15 protein-coding genes are annotated in these 16,862 nt (G+C 68.9%); 10 read left to right on the top strand and 5 right to left on the bottom strand.

The genetic code is table 11. From position 1 onward, the window contains the following. Positions 1–28 precede the first annotated feature (28 nt). Both aspS and tpiA read right to left on the bottom strand, forming a co-directional pair. Positions 29–1,867: an aspartate--tRNA ligase gene (gene aspS / locus MZV50_RS13930; protein ID WP_252629776.1), complete on the bottom strand. Its 1,839-nt coding sequence runs from the start codon at positions 1,865–1,867 to the stop codon at positions 29–31. Between the two features lie 122 nt (positions 1,868–1,989). Continuing rightward, positions 1,990–2,751, bottom strand: a complete 762-nt coding sequence (tpiA, locus tag MZV50_RS13935) for a triose-phosphate isomerase (RefSeq protein ID WP_252629777.1) — start codon at positions 2,749–2,751, stop codon at positions 1,990–1,992. A gap of 140 nt (positions 2,752–2,891) precedes the next feature. On the opposite strand from tpiA, the gene MZV50_RS13940 reads away from it, so the two are divergent. Both MZV50_RS13940 and trpE read left to right on the top strand, forming a co-directional pair. After that, positions 2,892–4,853 (top strand): peptidylprolyl isomerase, encoded by a 1,962-nt coding sequence (locus MZV50_RS13940; RefSeq protein WP_252629778.1) that lies wholly within the window; start codon positions 2,892–2,894, stop codon positions 4,851–4,853. Continuing rightward, positions 4,853–6,388, top strand: a complete 1,536-nt coding sequence (gene trpE, locus MZV50_RS13945) for an anthranilate synthase component I (RefSeq protein WP_252629779.1) — start codon at positions 4,853–4,855, stop codon at positions 6,386–6,388. Before MZV50_RS13940 ends, trpE begins: the two co-directional genes overlap by 1 nt. 24 nt (positions 6,389–6,412) lie before the next feature. On the opposite strand, the gene MZV50_RS13950 is transcribed toward trpE, so the two are convergent. Further along, a complete protein-coding gene (locus MZV50_RS13950; RefSeq protein ID WP_252629780.1) occupies positions 6,413–6,622 on the bottom strand; it encodes a hypothetical protein in 210 nt (69 codons plus the stop codon). 115 nt (positions 6,623–6,737) lie between these two features. On the opposite strand from MZV50_RS13950, the gene MZV50_RS13955 reads away from it, so the two are divergent. The 7 genes from MZV50_RS13955 (at position 6,738) to MZV50_RS13985 (ending at position 12,280) form a co-directional block, all read left to right on the top strand. Further along, the gene (locus MZV50_RS13955; protein WP_252629781.1) at positions 6,738–7,334 is read left to right on the top strand and encodes an anthranilate synthase component II; all 597 of its coding nucleotides are present in this window, start codon (positions 6,738–6,740) and stop codon (positions 7,332–7,334) included. Positions 7,335–7,347: 13 nt separating this feature from the next. Continuing rightward, positions 7,348–8,373 (top strand): anthranilate phosphoribosyltransferase, encoded by a 1,026-nt coding sequence (gene trpD / locus MZV50_RS13960; RefSeq protein ID WP_252629782.1) that lies wholly within the window; start codon positions 7,348–7,350, stop codon positions 8,371–8,373. Then, positions 8,370–9,158: an indole-3-glycerol phosphate synthase TrpC gene (gene trpC / locus MZV50_RS13965; RefSeq protein WP_252629783.1), complete on the top strand. Its 789-nt coding sequence runs from the start codon at positions 8,370–8,372 to the stop codon at positions 9,156–9,158. Before trpD ends, trpC begins: the two co-directional genes overlap by 4 nt. Before the next feature lie 60 nt (positions 9,159–9,218). Continuing rightward, complete coding sequence (gene lepB, locus MZV50_RS13970; protein WP_252629784.1) at positions 9,219–10,016, top strand: signal peptidase I; 798 nt, start codon at positions 9,219–9,221, stop codon at positions 10,014–10,016. A 51-nt stretch (positions 10,017–10,067) separates the two neighbouring features. Continuing rightward, the gene (locus MZV50_RS13975; RefSeq protein WP_252629785.1) at positions 10,068–10,934 is read left to right on the top strand and encodes a class I SAM-dependent methyltransferase; all 867 of its coding nucleotides are present in this window, start codon (positions 10,068–10,070) and stop codon (positions 10,932–10,934) included. Between the two features lie 171 nt (positions 10,935–11,105). Beyond that, positions 11,106–11,810 (top strand): transcriptional repressor LexA, encoded by a 705-nt coding sequence (gene lexA / locus MZV50_RS13980; RefSeq protein ID WP_252629786.1) that lies wholly within the window; start codon positions 11,106–11,108, stop codon positions 11,808–11,810. Positions 11,811–11,884: 74 nt separating this feature from the next. Beyond that, a complete protein-coding gene (locus MZV50_RS13985; RefSeq protein ID WP_252629787.1) occupies positions 11,885–12,280 on the top strand; it encodes an energy transducer TonB in 396 nt (131 codons plus the stop codon). Positions 12,281–12,286: 6 nt separating this feature from the next. Here the strand turns inward: MZV50_RS13985 and MZV50_RS13990 are convergent, their stop codons facing one another. Both MZV50_RS13990 and MZV50_RS13995 read right to left on the bottom strand, forming a co-directional pair. After that, positions 12,287–13,042 (bottom strand): isocitrate lyase/PEP mutase family protein, encoded by a 756-nt coding sequence (locus MZV50_RS13990; protein ID WP_252629788.1) that lies wholly within the window; start codon positions 13,040–13,042, stop codon positions 12,287–12,289. Positions 13,043–13,070: 28 nt separating this feature from the next. Then, positions 13,071–15,254, bottom strand: coding sequence for a ComEC/Rec2 family competence protein (locus MZV50_RS13995; protein ID WP_436792175.1), 2,184 nt, complete (start codon positions 15,252–15,254; stop codon positions 13,071–13,073). 162 nt (positions 15,255–15,416) lie between these two features. Between MZV50_RS13995 and gltX the strand changes: the two genes are divergently transcribed. Beyond that, positions 15,417–16,844: a glutamate--tRNA ligase gene (gltX, locus tag MZV50_RS14000; protein ID WP_252629789.1), complete on the top strand. Its 1,428-nt coding sequence runs from the start codon at positions 15,417–15,419 to the stop codon at positions 16,842–16,844. The last annotated feature ends 18 nt before the right edge of the window (positions 16,845–16,862 follow it).

Here is a 16,862-nt window from a genome sequence, read left to right on the forward strand (position 1 = left end):
GCTTGAGCGCTGGCCTGGCCTTTTGGGCCTAGACCTTGATCGGCGGCGCGGTGCGGATGTGCAGCTCCTTCAGCTGCTTGTCGAGCACGTTGGCCGGCGCGTTCATCAAGAGGTCCTGGCCCTGCTGGTTCAGCGGGAAGGCGATGACCTCGCGGATGGCGACCTGGTCGGCCAGCAGCATGACGATGCGGTCGATGCCGGGCGCCAGGCCACCGTGCGGCGGCGCGCCGTAGCGGAAGGCGTTCAGCATGCCGCCGAACTGCTCCTCGACCACTTCGGGGCCGTAGCCGGCGGTGGCGAAGGCCTTGAGCATGATCTCGGGCTTGTGGTTCCGGATCGCGCCGGAGCACAGCTCGTAGCCGTTGCAGACGATGTCGTACTGATAGGCGCGGATGGTCAGCGGGTCCTGGGTCTCCAGGGCCTCCAGACCGCCCTGCGGCATCGAGAACGGGTTGTGGCTGAAGTCGACCTTCTTCTCGTCCTCGTTCCACTCGAACATCGGGAAGTCCACGATCCAGCAGAACTTGAACTGGTTCTCGTCGACCAGCTTCAGCTCCGTACCGACGCGGGTGCGGGCCAGGCCGGCGAACTTGGCGAACACGGCCGGATCGCCGGCCACGAAGAAGGCGGCGTCGCCTTGGCCCAGGCCCAGCGATTCCATCAAGGCCTGGGTCGGCTCGCCCAGGTTCTTGGCGATCGGGCCGCCCCACGAACCTTGGTCTTCCGACCAGAACACATAGCCCAGACCCGGCTGGCCTTCGCCCTGCGCCCAGCTGTTCATGCGGTCGCAGAAGGCGCGGCTGCCGCCGGTCGGGGCCGGGATCGCCCACACCTGGTTCTTGGCGTCGGCGCCCAGGATCTTGGCGAACAGGCCAAAGCCGCCGTCACGGAAGTGCGCCGAGACGTCCTGCATCTTGATCGGGTTGCGCAGATCCGGCTTGTCGCTGCCGTACCAGGCCATCGACTGGGCGTAGGTCAGGCGCTCGAAACCCTTGTGCTCGAACGATTGGCCAACGTCGTTGGTGAAGGTGTGGGTCCCGCTGATCGGCGAGACTGGCTTGCCGTTCGAGAACTCCTCGAAGACGCCGTGCATCACCGGCTCGATGGCCGCGAACACGTCTTCCTGGGTGACGAAGCTCATCTCGACGTCGAGCTGGTAGAACTCCAGCGAACGGTCGGCGCGCAGGTCTTCGTCGCGGAAGCACGGGGCGATCTGGAAGTAGCGATCGAAGCCCGAGACCATCAGCAGTTGCTTGAACTGCTGGGGCGCCTGCGGCAGGGCGTAGAACTTTTCGGGGTGCAGACGCGAGGGCACCAGGAAGTCGCGCGCGCCTTCCGGCGAGCTGGCCGTCAGGATCGGCGTCTGGAACTCGTTGAAGCCCTGGGCGAACATGCGGTTGCGGATCGACTGGATCACGCGCGAGCGCAGGACGATGTTCTTGTGCAGCGTCTCGCGACGCAGGTCGAGATAGCGGTGCTTGAGGCGGATTTCTTCCGGATAGTCCGGCTCGCCGAAGACCGGCAGCGGCAGTTCGGCGGCTTCGCTCAGCACCTCGACGGCCGAGACGCGGATCTCGATCTCGCCGGTCGGCAGGTTGGGGTTCACCACGCTGGCGTCGCGGGCGACGACTTCGCCGTCGATCTTGATCACGCTCTCGGCGCGCAGGCGCTCGACGATCGAGAAGCCCGGGGTCTCCGGGTGCAGCACCAGCTGGGTCAGGCCGTGGTGGTCGCGCAGGTCGATGAAGACCAGACCGCCGTGGTCGCGCTTGCGGTGGATCCAGCCCGACAGGCGCACCGTGGAACCGGTGTCGGAGGCGCGCAGAGCGCCGCAGTTGTGGGTGCGATAGGCGTGCATGGAGGTCATGAAAGTCTTGAATACGCGGTGATTTGCAAGGCGCGGTAAGGCGCACGTGGGCGCCCTGATGTCAAGGATTCTGGGACGGACCACGCGCTCGCGCGGCCCGTTCGCGAAAGGTGCTAGATGTCCTAGGCCGCTTCGACGATGGCCAGGAAGTCCTTGGCCTTCAAAGAGGCGCCGCCGACCAGAGCCCCGCCGACTTCCGGCGCGGCCAGGATCTCGCGGGCGTTCTCCGGCTTGACCGAGCCGCCGTACAGGATCGGCGTGGCCCTGCCCTGCTCGCCGAACCGGGCGACCAACTCGGTCCGGATGGCCGCGTGCATCTCGACGATGTTCTCGACCGAGGCCACGTGGCCCGTGCCGATGGCCCACAGCGGCTCATAGGCGACGTCGAAGGCCTGGCCCGCCAGGCTGTCCGGCAGAGAATTGCGCAGCTGGCCGATCACGAAGCTCACCGCCTCACCGGCCTGGCGCTGTTCCAGGCTCTCGCCGACACAGATGATCGGCTCCAGCCCGGCGGCCAGAGCGGCCTGGGCCTTGCCGGCAACCTGCTGGCAGGTCTCGCCGTGATCGGTCCGGCGCTCGGAGTGGCCAACGATCACCATGGTCCCGCCGGCGTCGGCGACCATCTGGGCCGAGATGTCGCCGGTGTGGGCGCCGCTCGCCGCGCCGTGGCAGTCCTGGCCGCCGACCAGGACGAACGAGCCCTCGACGGCCTCGCCGAGGCGATGCAGCAGAGTGGCGGGCGGGAAGATCGCGACTCGGGCGGCGGCCGGTCGCCGGTCCAGGCCGGCCGCGATGGCCCGGGCCTCGTCGAGGGCGGTCGAAAGACCGTTCATCTTCCAGTTTCCGGCGATCAGCGGCCGGGGCGTCGTGCTCAAAAGGGTCATGAGCGCCTTCTTGGGGTCATGCTCGCCTGGGAAGTCAAGCCCAGGCCGCTTGCCCGGTCACCCACGGCTCTACTATACCCGCTGCTCTCGACCGCCTTGCCCATTCGTTCGGCGGCTCCGACTGGAAGGTTCTCGTCCAAATGCTCGCCGGTTTCCGCTCCTTCGCCAAATCGCCGTTCGCGGTTCTGCTGTTCGGCCTGCTGATCGTCAGCTTCGCCATCTTCGGCATCAGCGACGTGTTCAAGGGCCCACGCGGCTCGGGCGTGATCAGCGCCGGTTCGCGCACGCTGTCGGCCCAGGATTTCAAGGCGCGGTTCGACAACTACCGCAAGGCCATGGAGCAGCGCGGCGGCGAGGCGATCACGCCCGACCAGGCCGTCGAGCGCGGCATCGACCGCCAGATCGTCCAGGAACTGACCCTGCAGGAATCGATGGCCGCCGCGATCCAGAAGATGGGCGTCACGCCGTCGGACAAGCTGGTCGGCGACATCGTCCACGAGCAGATGAGCCAGCTGCCCCCCGGCCAGCGTCCGTTCAGCCCGATCACCGGCAAGTTCGACCAGCAGGCCTACGCGGCCCTTCTGGCCCAGAACAACCTGACGCCTCAGGCCTACGAGGCGTCGCTGCGGGACGAGATCGCCAACGCCCACTTCTTTTCGGCCGTCGCCGACGGCATGAAGGCCCCGCGCATCTACGCGGCGCTGCAGGGCGCCTACATCCTGGAAGCGCGCGACGTCGCAGCCTTCGCGATCAATCCGGCCTCGGTCGAAAAGCCCGGCCAGCCGACCGACGCCCAGTTGACCGCATTCATGAAGGAGAACGCCGAGCGCCTGACGCGTCCGGAGACGCGCGTTCTGTCGATCATGCGCGTCAGCGCCAAGGCCCTGGAGCCGACCGTCGCGCTGAACCCGGCCGACATCCAGAAGGCTTTCGACTTCCGCAAGGACAGCCTGGCCCGCCCTGAAACCCGCTCGCTGATCCAGATCTCGGCGCCGGACGCCAAGGCGGCCGCCGTGATCTCGCAGCGCCTGGCCAAGGGCGAGGATCCGGCCGCCGTGGCCAAGGCCTACGGCAATACGCCGCTCATCCTGGCCGACAAGCCCAAGACGGCGGTGCCGGACCGCAAGGTCGCCGACGCCGCCTTCACCCTGGCCGCCGGTCAGGTCAGCGGCCCGATCACGGGCGAGCTGGGCGTCTCGGTGATCAAGGTCACCAAGGTCACGCCGGGCGTCGTCGCCACGCTGGACAGCGTCCGCCCGCAGATCGAGGCCGAGGTTCGCGCCCAGACCGCCCAGGCCAAGGCCTACGACCAGACCCAGGCCTATCAGGACGCCCACGACGGCGGCGCCGATCTGGTCGCCGCGGCGAGCAAGGCCGGCGCCCTGGTGCTGACGACCGCCCCGATCACCGCCCAGGGCGCCGATCAGACCGGCCAGCCCGTCGCGGGGTTGACGCCGGACATCCTCAAGACCGCCTTCTCGCTGTCGCAAGGCGGCGAGAGCGAACTGGTCGAGCTGGGCAAGGGCGAATACTACGCCGTGAAGGTCGAGAAGGTCGTACCGGCCGCGATGCCGCCGCTGGCCGAGATCAAGCCGCAGCTGACCGCCGTCTGGCAGGCCCAGGAGATGGGCAAGCGTCTGAAGGCCAAGGCCGACGAGCTGGCCGCCCGCGTCAAGAAGGGCGAGAGCCTGGACGCGGTGGCCGCCTCGGCCCAGTCCAAGGTTCAGAAGGTCCCCGGCCTGTCGCGTCAGAACGCCCAACAGCACATGGGCCTGGGCCGCGAGTTCCTGGCCGCGGCCTTCCAGGCCAAGAACGGCGAGGCCTTCGTGGCCCGCGCCGGCCAGCAGGGCGAGGCCTATGTGGTCGCCAAGCTGGAAGCCGTCCGCGCCGCCCCGGCCGATCAGGTGGCCCAGATCGCGGCCTTCACCCAGTCCCAGACCGCCAGCGGCCTGATGCGCGACCTGGGTGAGGCCTCGCGCAACGCCGCCAAGGCCCAGCTGAAGACCAAGAGCAACCTGACCCTGGCGCGCCAGGCCATCGGCGTCGACACCGACGCCCTGGCCAAGGCGCAAGGCGCCACGGGCGGAAAGAAAGCCGAGTAATGAGTCTGGAACCCGCCTTCGACGCCTTTTCGGAAGCCTATGATTCCGGACGTCAACAGGTCGTCTGGACCCGTCTGATCGACGATCTCGAGACCCCGGTCTCGGCCTATCTGAAGATCGCCCAGACGCGTCCCTACAGCTTCCTGTTCGAGAGCGTGGAAGGCGGCGCCTGGCGCGGTCGCTATTCGATCGTGACCATGAACCCGGACCTCGTCTGGCGCTGCCGCGGCGACCAGGCCGAGATCGCCGAGGACGGCGACATCGCCGCCGGCCGCTACACGCCTCAGCCGGGCGGCGCGCTGGACAGCCTGCGCGATCTGGTGGCGCGGTCGCGCATGGAGCTGCCCAAGGGCCTGCCGCCCATGGCTGCCGGCGTGTTCGGGGCCCTGGGCTACGACCTGGTTCGCCTGGTCGAGCGCCTGCCCGACATCAACGAGGACACCCTGGGCCTGCCGGACGGGATCATGACCCGGCCGCAGATCGTCGCGATCTTCGACGCCATCGCCCAGGAGATCATCCTGACCACGGCCGTGCGTCCCAAGGCCGGGGTGTCGGCCCACGACGCCTACGCCGCCGCCCGTTCGCGGATCGAGACGGTGATGGCCGACCTGCGCCGCCCGATGGGCCACGACGCGCCGCGCCCGGCCCGGGATCCGATGGAATTCACCACCCCGGTCAGCCGCGCCGATTACCACCAGGTCGTCGCCAAGGCCAAGGACTACATCGCCGCCGGCGATATCTTCCAGGTCGTAGCCAGCCACCGTTTCCGCGCCCCCTTCGACCTGCCGCCGTTCGCCCTATACCGCTCGCTGCGCCGGACCAACCCGTCGCCGTTCCTGTTCTTCCTGAACCTGGACGGCTTCAACCTGGTCGGCTCCAGCCCCGAGATCCTGGTCCGCCTGCGCGATGGCAAGATCACCATCCGGCCGATCGCCGGCACCCGTCCGCGCGGCGCTACGCCCGAGCAGGATGCGACGCTGGAAGCCGAGCTGCTGGCCGATCCCAAGGAGCGCGCCGAGCACCTGATGCTGCTGGACCTGGGCCGCAACGACGTTGGCCGCGTGGCCATGCTCAATCATCAGGGCAAGAACGCGCCGGTGGAGCGCTCCAAAGGCCCGAACGTCCGCGTGACCGAGAGCTTCAAGATCGAGCGCTACAGCCACGTGATGCACATCGTCTCGAACGTCGAGGGCAATGCGCCCGACGGCGTCGATCCGGTCGACGTGCTGATGGCGGCCCTGCCCGCCGGCACGCTGTCGGGCGCGCCCAAGGTGCGGGCCATGGAGATCATCGACGAGCTGGAAGTCGAAAAACGCGGCATCGGCTACGCCGGCGCCGTGGGCTATTTCGGCGCGGACGGCTCGGTCGACACCTGCATCGTGCTGCGTACGGCGCTGGTCAAGGACGGCATGATGTACGTCCAGGCCGGCGGCGGCATCGTCGCCGACAGCGATCCGGACGCCGAGTACGACGAGACCCTGCACAAGTCCCGCGCCCTCAAGCGCGCGGCCGAGGAAGCCTGGCGATTCAGCTGAGCCTTAGGGCTGCCTCTTCCGCTCCTACGGACCGCCTAGCCGGTCGTCCGGGAGGTGCTGGGTGACCGTCGGCGGCGCCAGCACCATCACCGTGGCGAAGCTGATCGCGCAGAGCGCGGCGAAGGCCGCGGCGGCCAGCACCGGCGCCATCTTCTGTCCGCGCGTCTTCTGCCGCAGCAAGGCGCGGACATAGGCGACGGCGACGGGGTCCAGGGCGGAATCACGCGGGTCCATCCCCATATGATGCTCCACACCGCGTCCGCTGTAACCGTAACTGAAGGCCACGCGCGAAAATGCCGCTACACAAAGGGCCCGCGCAGGCTAGAACCGCACTTCGAAAGGCGGCGTCATGATCCTCGTCATCGATAACTACGACAGCTTCACCTACAACCTCGTCCACTACCTGAACGAGCTTGGGGCCGAGACGGTCGTCTACCGCAACGACGCCCTGACGGTGCAGGAGGCCCTGGGCCTGGCGCCGGCCGCCGTCCTGTTGTCGCCGGGCCCCAAGGCCCCTGATCAGGCCGGCATCTGCCTGCCGCTGCTGCGCGCCGCGCCCGAGAACCTGCCGATCCTGGGCGTGTGCCTGGGCCACCAGGCCATTGGGCAGGCGTACGGCGGCGAGGTGATCCGCGCCAAGGCCGTGATGCACGGCAAGGTCAGCAAGGTTCGCCACAACGACAAGGGCATCTTCAAGGGCCTGCCCAACCCCTTCACCGCCACGCGCTACCACTCGCTGGCCGTCCGCCGCGAGGACCTGCCGCCCGAGCTGGAGGTCACCGCCTGGACCGACGACGGCGAGATCATGGGCGTGCAGCACAAGACCCGCCCGGTGTTCGGCGTCCAGTTCCACCCGGAATCGATCGCCACCGAGGGCGGCCACCAGATGTTGGCCAACTTCATGGACCTGGCCGGCGTCGAGCGCGACGCGGCGGTCTGGGTCTAGGGCGGGCCGCATCATGTCCGACGCTTTCAAGCCGCTGCTGGCCAAGCTGGCCGACGGCCAGACCCTGGGCGACGAGGACGCCGAGGTGTTCTTCGCTGCCTGCCTGCGCGGCGAGCCGACCCCGGCCCAAGTGGCCGCCGCCGTCACCGCCATGCGCCTGCGCGGCGAGACGGTTGGCGAAATCGCCGCGTGCGCCCGCGCCATGCGCCGCGCCGCCGTCCAGCTGGAGCATCCGTACGAGGTCATCGACGTCTGCGGCACCGGCGGCGATGGCCTGCACACCCTGAACATCTCCACCGCGGTCGGCTTCGTCGCCGCCGGCGGGGGTCTCAAGGTCGCCAAGCACGGCAACCGCGCCATCACCTCCAAGTCCGGCACCGCCGACGTCCTGACCGCCCTGGGCGTCAATATCGACGCCACCCGCGAGCAGCAGCGGCGGGCCCTGGACGAGGCCGGCATCTGCTTCCTGTTCGCCCAGACCCATCACGGCGCGATGAAGCACGTCTCGCCGATCCGCCAGCAGCTGGGCTTCCGGACGATCTTCAACCTGTTGGGCCCGCTGACCAATCCGGCCGGCGCCAAGCGGCAGGTGGTGGGCGTCTCGGCTCCACGCTTCGTCGAGCCGATCGCCAAGGCCCTGGGCGCTCTGGGCGCCGAGCGCGCCTGGTCGGTGCACGGCTCGGGCCTGGACGAGCTGACCACCACGGGCGAGACCGAGGTCGCCGAATGGCGTGACGGTCGCATGCACCTGTTCACGATCACGCCCGAGGCCGTCGGCCTGCCGCGCGCGGCGCTGTCGGACATCACCGGCGGTGATCCCGCGTTCAACGCCGCCGCCCTGACCCGTCTGTTCGACGGCGAGACGGGTCCCTATCGCGACATCGTGCTGCTGAACGCCGCCGCCGCCTTCCTGGTGGCCGACAAGGTCGAGACCCTGGTCGAGGGCATCGAACTGGCCGCCGACGTCATCGACGAAGGCCGCGCCAAGGCCGCCCTCGCCGGCCTCGTGGCCACCACGAACACGGAAGTAACTGCGTGACCGACATCCTCGCGAAAATCGCCGCCTACAAGCGCGAGGACGTCGCCGGTCGCAAGGCCGCGCGCTCGCAAGCCGATGTCGACGCCGCCGCGAAGGCCGCCTCGACCCCGCGCGGTTTCAAGGCCGCGCTGGAAGCCAACCACGCGCCGGGCAAGCTCTCGCTGATCGCCGAGATCAAGAAGGCCTCGCCGTCGAAGGGGCTCATCCGTGAGGACTTCGATCCGCCGGTCCTGGCGCGCGCCTATGAACTGGGCGGCGCGGCGTGCCTGTCGGTGCTGACCGACGGCCCCAGCTTTCAGGGCGCCGACGAATACCTGGTCGCCGCCCGCGCGGCGACCGCCCTGCCCTGCATCCGCAAGGACTTCCTGGTCGATCCCTGGCAGGTCGCCGAGAGCCGCGCCCTGGGCGCCGACGCCATCCTGGTCATCCTGGCCATGATCGACAATGGTCTGGCGGCCGAGCTGATGTCTGAGGCCCGCCGCCTGGGCATGGACGCCCTGGTCGAGGTCCACGACGAGGCCGAGATGGCCCGCGCCGGCGCCCTGGGCTCGGACCTCGTGGGCATCAACAATCGCGACCTGAAGAGCTTCGTCGTCGATCTGGCCGTCACCGAGCGTTTGGCCGCTCAGGCGCCCAAGGATGCGCTCCTGGTCACCGAAAGCGGCGTCTTCACCCACGACGACGTCGTGCGCATGGAGGCGACCGGCGCCAAGGCCATGCTGGTGGGCGAGAGCCTGATGCGCCACGCCGACGTAACGGCGGCCACGAAGGTCCTGATCGGCTAACGCCACGATTTGGCCAAGCTCGGCGACCTAACCTCGGCGTGAGCCAAGGGAGAGGATCGCATGACCAAGCCGCGCTGGGCCGAGGGCCTGATTGAAACCCTCAAGACCGTCGCCCTCGTGCTGGTGGTGGCGCTGGTCCCGCGCACGGTGTTCAGCCAGCCCTTCACGATCCCCTCGGAGTCGATGGAGCCGACCCTGATGGTCGGCGACTACATCCTGGTCTCGAAATATCCCTACGGCTGGAGCCGGCACTCGATCCCGCTCAGCCCGCCGATCGGCCACGGCCGCCTGATGGACAAGGCGCCTGTGCGCGGCGACATCGTCGTCTTCAAGAAGCCCGGCGACGGCCGCACCGACGTGATCAAGCGTGTCATCGGACTGCCCGGCGATCGCATCCAGATGATGGGCGGCGTTCTGCGGATCAACGGCGCACCGGTCCGCCAGACGCTGACCGGCGTCGACGCCGAGGGTTCGCCGGGCGACTATCCCATCCCGGTTCGCCATCTGCGCGAAACCCTGCCCAATGGCCGAACCTACGCCACCAACAGCTTCGGCGCCGACACCCCGGCGGCCAATACCGGCGTCTATACCGTGCCCGCCGGCTGCTATTTCGTGATGGGCGACAATCGCGACAACTCGGCCGACAGCCGCTTCAACCCCGGCTCGACACCGAAGGGCTACGCCTCCTGCGCCTGGGACGTGGCGCGCGACGTGGCCCTGCCGCCGGAGCTAGGCATGGGCTTTATCCCCGCCGAGAACCTGGTCGGCCGCGCCGAGCGGATTCTGTTCTCATGGACCGGCCACGGCCTGCGGCTGGACCGTACGTTCCGCAAGCTGCCCGCCCCGACGGTTGGCTGAGGCCACAACCGTCGTTAGGGTCCGCTCAACTTCGGATTGAAGGGGAATCGGATGCGGGACAGCTCACTCTTGGCGGCGCTGCGCAGCGCCACGCCCGCGCCCCTGCGTCCGGTGCTGGGCCGCCTTCGCCGCGCGCTGCTGCCCGCCGCGCCTCCAGCGATCGCGCCCCCGCCTCCCGCCGCCGATGCGGACGCCGTCGCCGCGCCGCAGGAACTCTGGCACCTGGTCGGCGCCGCCGACGCCGACTACGTCCGCGTGGGCCAGGAGTTCAAGCGTCTGTTCATCGAGGCCGGCCTGCAACCGCACCACGCCATTCTCGACGTTGGCTGCGGCATCGGCCGCGCCGCCGCGCCGCTGGTCGACTATCTGGACGAGTCCGGCCGCTACGCTGGCTTCGACGTCATGGCCCAGGCCATCGACTGGTGCAGGGCCAACATCGCCGTGGGCGATCCGCGATTCGCGTTCGTGCACGCCGACATGCATAGCGACCGCTACAACCCGGCCGGCTCGCAGCCCGCCAGCGCCTACGTCTTCCCCTATCCGGACGCCAGTTTCGACTATGTCTGGCTGGGCTCGGTGTTCACCCACCTGCTGGCCGCCGACCAGGCCCAGTTCGCCCGTGAGATCGCCCGCGTGCTGAAGCCCGGCGGGACCAGCATCGTCTCCTGGTACCTGATCGACGACGAGGCCCGCGCCAACACCGGCAACGGCCAGATCGCCTTTGACATGGTCCATCGTCTGGACGGCTGCTGGACCGCCACGCCGGAGCTGCCGGAGTCGGTGATCGGCTACGACCTCGAGCCGATCCTGGTCCAGTACGACGATTTGGGCCTCGACGTGCTGAACCAAGCCCTCGGCGTCTGGCGTCGCCAGCCCTTGCAGGACCAGGACATCATCGTCGCCCGCAAGCGCGCCTGAAAGCTTTCGTTAAGCTTTTGATTCTGGGCGACATTTACTCTATTCGGCCGCCTAGGCTTTGATTTTGCAAAGCTTTTCACGAGGGTCGCGCCCCGACTTGACTTTGACGCGGAACGCCTAGAGAACATTCGCAAGGTTTGCGGTTTGTTCCGCGCTCCAGCCGAGGTCGACATGCTCACCCGCAAGCAGCACGAACTGCTGATGTTCATCCACGAGCGTATCAAGGAGACCGGCGTCTCCCCGTCCTTCGACGAGATGAAGGAAGCCCTGGATCTGGCGTCCAAGTCGGGCATCCACCGGCTGATCACGGCGCTGGAAGAACGTGGCTTCATCCGCCGCCTGGCGCACCGGGCCCGGGCGCTGGAGGTGGTGAAGCTGCCGCAACAGGCCACGACGGCCGCCCCGCCCAAGGGGCGCGGCGCCTTCCGGCCGCAGGTGTTCGAAGGCGGCGGCGCGCCGCCCGCCCCGGCGCCATCGGCGGCTCCGGCCAACGATAGCCGCGAACTGCCGATCCTGGGCCGCATCGCCGCCGGCACGCCGATCGACGCCATCCAGCACGAGCGCGAGCGCCTTCCGGTGCCCGAGGCCATGCTGGGCAACGGCGAGCACTACGTCCTCGAGGTGCAGGGCGACTCGATGATCGAGGCCGGCATCCTCGACGGCGACTACGTGATCATCAAGAAGGGCGACACCGCCACCTCGGGCGAGATCGTCGTCGCCCTGGTCGGCGAGGAAGCCACCCTGAAGCGCCTGCGCAAGAAGGGCGGCTCGATCGCCCTGGAAGCGGCCAACCCCAAGTACGAGACCCGCATCTTCGGCCCCGATCAGGTCGAGGTGCAGGGCAAGCTGGTGGGTCTGATCCGCCGCTACCACTAGGCGAATATACTCAATCTGTGATTTAAGAAGGTCAGCCCCTCAGAGGCTGGCCTTTTTCGTGTGAGAGATATGCCATGATTGTCGCTTGGCTGGTCATGGCGCAGATCGCAACGGCCGCGCCACTGACGCCACAGGACGTCGAACTCCGTCACGCGAGACGCTGGCCATTCAGCGCCTACTATCCTGATCAGGCTCAGCGAATGGGCGTGGCCGGAGACGTCCAGGCCCGCTGCCTGGTCAACGACAAGACCCGGCTCGAGAATTGCGAACTGCTGTCAGTCACGCCAGCGGGCCGAGGCTTCGACGATTCCGCCAAGCGGCTGCTGCCGGACGTCGTGGTGGACAGCGTCGCCAAAGACGGCCAGCCGACTGCCGGCCGGTCCATCACCCTCACCATCGAATATCGCTCGACCGGGCTCCGAAGCGCGAGTTCCTCGCGAAACCCAAGCTATAGCGTCGTCTTCAAGTAGAGGCGGTTACAGACGCCCCTCCTCCGCCAACCGCTTGGCGACGACATCGAAGCCGGACCAAGCCGCAGCGGCCAGGGAGGCCCCGGTGCTGACCCGGCGAACGCCCAGCGCGCCCAGGCTCTGCACCGACATCTCGGATCCCCAGAACAGGACGTTGACCGGGTTGGGCGCTACGGCCTGAACGATGGCGCGGATCTCATCGTCATCAGTCACCGCCGGCGCATAGAGGCAGTCCGCTCCGGCCTCGGCATAGGCCTTCAGACGCTCCAGGGTCGGCGCCAGGTCGCGGACGCCGCGTAGATAGCCCTCGGTGCGCCCGACCAGGATCACGTCCTGGCCCGAGGCGTCGATCGCCGCGCGAGCCGCCTTGAGCCGCGCCACGGCGGTCGGCAGGTCGTAGAGCGCCGAGCCCGACCAGTCCTCGATCGACAGCCCAGCGACGCCGGCCTGGATAGCCAGAGCGACGCTCTCTCCGACCCCTTCGGGCGTGTCGGCGAAACCGGCCTCGAAGTCGGCGTTCACCGGCAGGTCGGTGGCGGCGCAGAGCTGTGTCAGGTGAGCGATCACCTCGTCACGGGTTATCTGGCCGTCGTCCTTGCCCATGGCCCAGGCGGCTCCGGCGCTGGTCGAGGCCAGGGCCTTGAAGCCCAGCCTTTCCAGCCTCTTGGCGCTGCCGACGTCCCAGGGATTGGGCAAGGCGAAACAACCTTCGGCGTGCAGGGCGCGGAAGGCCGCGCGGCGGGCGGCGAACGGGTTCGACATCACGGATCCTCCAGAAGGCGAGCGAGACTTAGCCGCCACCCGTGCCATCAGGTGTCAGCAGGCGGCTGCCCGAAGGGCGGCTCCACGGTCGATCGCCCCGCAAGGGTTGGGCCCAGACGATGCGCCAGCCGTCGGAGCGGCGATAGAGTTCGGCGGCCCCGCCCCGCGCGAAGTCTTCGGCCGTCAGCAGCACGGTATCGGCGCACAATGGCGGGATGCGCTCGGGCGCGGCGCCGCGTATCACCACGACCTCGCTGTTCACGCACAGGCCCGACAGGGTTTCGGCGTCGGGGGCCTTGCGGCTCCAGGCCAGGGACAGCCGAACCGGCGCGCCCAGGGCCGGCGCGCAGATCCGCTTGTCGCAGGCATAGAGGCTCCAGGTCGCCGGCGTCAGGCCCCGGCGCCGGGCCCACAGCTCGGCCCCGAACCGCTTGGCGTCGGTGCGCAGCAGGACGGCCGCATCGCCCGAGCGCACGGCGGCCGTGGCCCCATCGGCGGCGATCCAGGCATCGGGCGGCGCCGGCCTTGGCCACAGGGCGACGGCCAAGGCCAGCGGCGCGCCGATCCAACGCAGCTTCCCGCGCCACAGGCACAGGATCATCAGACCCAGAAAGGCGATCACCAGCACCTGGGGCGGCGCGCTGGCCACGATCCGCTGAGCGCCCTGGGCGCCGGCGAAGGCGTTTGCGATCCCGACCATACCGTCGATGCCCCAACCAGCGACAGCCAGGAACGGCGCGCCCAGGCCGAAGGGCTCCAGCAGGGTGCCGACGGCCAGGAACGGCATGATCACGAACGAGGACAGCGGCGCCACCGCCAGGTTGGCCGGAAGACCCCAGACGGCGACGCGGTTGAAATGCTGCATGGCGAACGGCGCGGTGGCCAGACCCGCGACCAGGCTGGCCGCGACGCTGGCGGCCAACCAGGTGAACCCCGCCTGCGGCCAGCGAATCCACCAGGGCGTGGAGATCTCGCGCACCGGCTGTGGCCAGCTTTCCGCCAAAGCTACTAGCGCGGCGGTGGCCGCGAACGACATCCGGAAACCCGGCTCGCCGGCGGTCTCGGGCTTCAGCGCCAGGATCAGCAGCGCCGCCACCGCCAGGCCGTGCAAGGTGATGGCCCGCCGGTCGAACAGTATGGCCAGGAACGCCACGCTGGCGGTGATCGCCGCCCGCTCGGCCGGCGGTGGCGCGCCAGAGATGACCAGATAGCCGAGCACAGCGACCAGCCCGGCCACGGCGGCGATCTTCTTGCCCGGCGCCCGCAGGGCCAGCCATGGCCAGGCCGCGACGCCCAGCCGCGCCACGCCGAACACGAAGCCGCCGACAATGGCCATGTGCAGGCCCGAGATCGACAGGATGTGCGCCAGGCCGGAGGCCCGCATCGCTTGGGTCTGCTCTTCCGTGATCCAGGCCTCATGGCCCGTGACCATGGCCGCGCCGATACCCCCGCTGCCCGGCCCCATCCGCGCTAGAATTCGCTCGGCCAGGCTCCAGCGGAAGGCGTTCACCGCCATGGACAGACGCAGCCGCCAGGGCGGCGGATCCAGTCGCGCCGGCGCGATCTCTCCGATCGTGAAACCGACGCCCCCAACCGAGTCGAACCAGGCGTCGCGGGCGAAGTCATAGGAACCCGGCGCGGCGGGCGGCGGCGGCGGTCCCAACATGGCCTTCAGCCGTACGGCCCGTCCCGGCCCTGGGGTCTCGTTCTCGCCAATCGTCACCCGGATTCGACGCGGTGTTCGTTCGGGCGACAGCCCCGACACCGAGGCCGGCGCGATCAGCACGCGCGGCCCGCTCGCGCCAGGACTGACGACGTCGACGACGAAACCGTCCACGCGCCGCACGACGCGTTCACCCGCCATGATCGGCGCCGCCACGCGGTCGCTACGGATCTTGGCCGCCAGCCCGCCGGCCGCGCCGAACGCCATGAGACCGACCAGAACCAGGACGAACGTCGTCGCCTCGCGGCGGCGCAAAATCAGCCAGACCGTCCCCAACAGCAGCGCCAGGCCGCCGAGCCCCCACACGGACGGCTCCCGGCCCGCCTCCAGATAGGCCGCCGCCCCCAGACCGAACGCGACCGGCGTCCACAGGAAGGCGCGCTCCGCATTGACCCGCAGCTCGGCCATCGCCAATGCGGCCAGGCCTGGCCACGAGAACCGCGTCGCGGGCGCCGGCGACGCGCCATCGATGACTTCGACGCCTAACATACCGAAACCGTTGTATTTTTGACGGCAATGCCAAGTTCGCCGCGATGCGGAAAAGCGCTGGTCCCGGCGGGAAGCGGCGTGCTAAGACGCCCCGCCCAAGCCGCGTCGCGGCTCGCGTTCTTCGACGCCGTTCCGGCGTTCAGCCCTGCAGCCTTGAAGTCCATGTCGAACCCCACCCCTACCGGCCTTTCCACGACGGGCGTTGTCACGCGCTTCGCCCCATCGCCCACCGGTTTCCTGCATATCGGCGGGGCCCGCACGGCGCTGTTCAACTGGTTATATACCCGGCATACGGGAGGGAAGTTCCTTGTTCGCGTCGAGGACACCGATCGCGAGCGTTCGACCGAGGCGGCCGTCGCCGCCATCTTCGAGGGGTTGGACTGGCTGGGCCTGAAGTCCGACGACGAGGTCGTCTTCCAGCACACCCGCGCCCCGCGCCACGTCGAGGTCGTGCAGGACATGCTGGCCAAGGGCCGCGCCTATCGCTGCTGGATGACCGTCGAGGAGCTGGAAGTGGCGCGCGAGAAGGCCCGCGCCGAAGGCCGCGCCATCCGCTCGCCCTGGCGTGATGCGCCGGAGGGCGATCTCTCGGTCCCGCACGTGATCCGCTTCAAGGGCCCGCTGGACGGCGAGACCGTGGTCGACGACCTGGTCAAGGGTCCGGTGACCTTCCGCAACATCGAGCTAGACGACCTGGTCCTGCTGCGCGGCGACGGCGCCCCGACCTACAACCTGGCCGTGGTCGTAGACGACCACGACATGGGCGTCACCCACGTGATCCGCGGCGACGACCACCTGAACAACGCCGCCCGCCAGACCCTGATCTATCAGGCCATGGACTGGTCCGTGCCCGCCTTCGCCCACATCCCGCTGATCCACGGTCCCGACGGCGCCAAGCTTTCCAAGCGCCACGGCGCACAAGCCGTCGGCGAGTTCGCCGACCTCGGCTACATCCCCGAGGGCATGCGCAACTACCTGGCGCGCCTGGGCTGGGGCCACGGCGACGACGAGGTCTTCAACGACGAACAGGCGATCGGCTGGTTCGACGTCAAGGACGTGGTCAAGGCGCCCGCGCGCCTGGACTGGGCCAAGCTGAACCACATCAACGCCCAGCATCTGCGCAAGGCCGACGACGCCCGCCTGACCGAACTGGCCCTGACGGCCGCGGAAAAGCGCGGTGAGGCCCTGCCGGCCGACGCCCGCGAGCGCATCGCTCGCACCGTCCCCGAAGTGAAGGAAGGCGCCAAGACCATCCTGGAGTTGGTGGACCACTGCGCCTTCGCGCTGAAGACGCGCCCGCTGGCCCTGGAAGAAAAAACGCAGAAGCAACTGACCGAGGAAACGGTCGAGCGGCTCTCGCGCCTGCGCGCCCAGCTGGCCGCGGCGCCGGCCTTCGACGCCGCGGCGCTGGAAACCGTGTTGAAAACGTTCGCGGAATCCGAGGGCGTCGGCTTCGGCAAGTTCGGCCCGGCGCTGCGCGGGATCCTGACCGGCGGCGCGCCGGCTCCGGACCTGAACAAGACGATGGCCGCGCTCTCCCGCGAAGAGAGTTTGGGGCGCCTTGACGACGCCCTGGCGTCGCGCGCATGAGGCGCTATAACGCACGTG

It is taken from the genome of Caulobacter segnis (assembly GCF_023935105.1).
GTDB classification, from domain to species: Bacteria; Pseudomonadota; Alphaproteobacteria; order Caulobacterales; family Caulobacteraceae; genus Caulobacter; species Caulobacter segnis_B.

What these genes read in the sequence shown, in the direction of transcription:
- aspS (WP_252629776.1), bottom strand. Translation starts at nt 1,867, where the DNA reads ATGACCTCCATGCACGCCTATCGCACCCACAACTGCGGCGCTCTGCGC.
- tpiA (WP_252629777.1), bottom strand. Translation starts at nt 2,751, where the DNA reads ATGACCCTTTTGAGCACGACGCCCCGGCCGCTGATCGCCGGAAACTGG.
- MZV50_RS13940 (WP_252629778.1), top strand. Translation starts at nt 2,892, where the DNA reads ATGCTCGCCGGTTTCCGCTCCTTCGCCAAATCGCCGTTCGCGGTTCTG.
- trpE (WP_252629779.1), top strand. Translation starts at nt 4,853, where the DNA reads ATGAGTCTGGAACCCGCCTTCGACGCCTTTTCGGAAGCCTATGATTCC.
- MZV50_RS13950 (WP_252629780.1), bottom strand. Translation starts at nt 6,622, where the DNA reads ATGGACCCGCGTGATTCCGCCCTGGACCCCGTCGCCGTCGCCTATGTC.
- MZV50_RS13955 (WP_252629781.1), top strand. Translation starts at nt 6,738, where the DNA reads ATGATCCTCGTCATCGATAACTACGACAGCTTCACCTACAACCTCGTC.
- trpD (WP_252629782.1), top strand. Translation starts at nt 7,348, where the DNA reads ATGTCCGACGCTTTCAAGCCGCTGCTGGCCAAGCTGGCCGACGGCCAG.
- lepB (WP_252629784.1), top strand. Translation starts at nt 9,219, where the DNA reads ATGACCAAGCCGCGCTGGGCCGAGGGCCTGATTGAAACCCTCAAGACC.
- MZV50_RS13975 (WP_252629785.1), top strand. Translation starts at nt 10,068, where the DNA reads ATGCGGGACAGCTCACTCTTGGCGGCGCTGCGCAGCGCCACGCCCGCG.
- lexA (WP_252629786.1), top strand. Translation starts at nt 11,106, where the DNA reads ATGCTCACCCGCAAGCAGCACGAACTGCTGATGTTCATCCACGAGCGT.
- MZV50_RS13985 (WP_252629787.1), top strand. Translation starts at nt 11,885, where the DNA reads ATGATTGTCGCTTGGCTGGTCATGGCGCAGATCGCAACGGCCGCGCCA.
- MZV50_RS13990 (WP_252629788.1), bottom strand. Translation starts at nt 13,042, where the DNA reads ATGTCGAACCCGTTCGCCGCCCGCCGCGCGGCCTTCCGCGCCCTGCAC.
- MZV50_RS13995 (WP_436792175.1), bottom strand. Translation starts at nt 15,254, where the DNA reads ATGTTAGGCGTCGAAGTCATCGATGGCGCGTCGCCGGCGCCCGCGACG.
- gltX (WP_252629789.1), top strand. Translation starts at nt 15,417, where the DNA reads ATGTCGAACCCCACCCCTACCGGCCTTTCCACGACGGGCGTTGTCACG.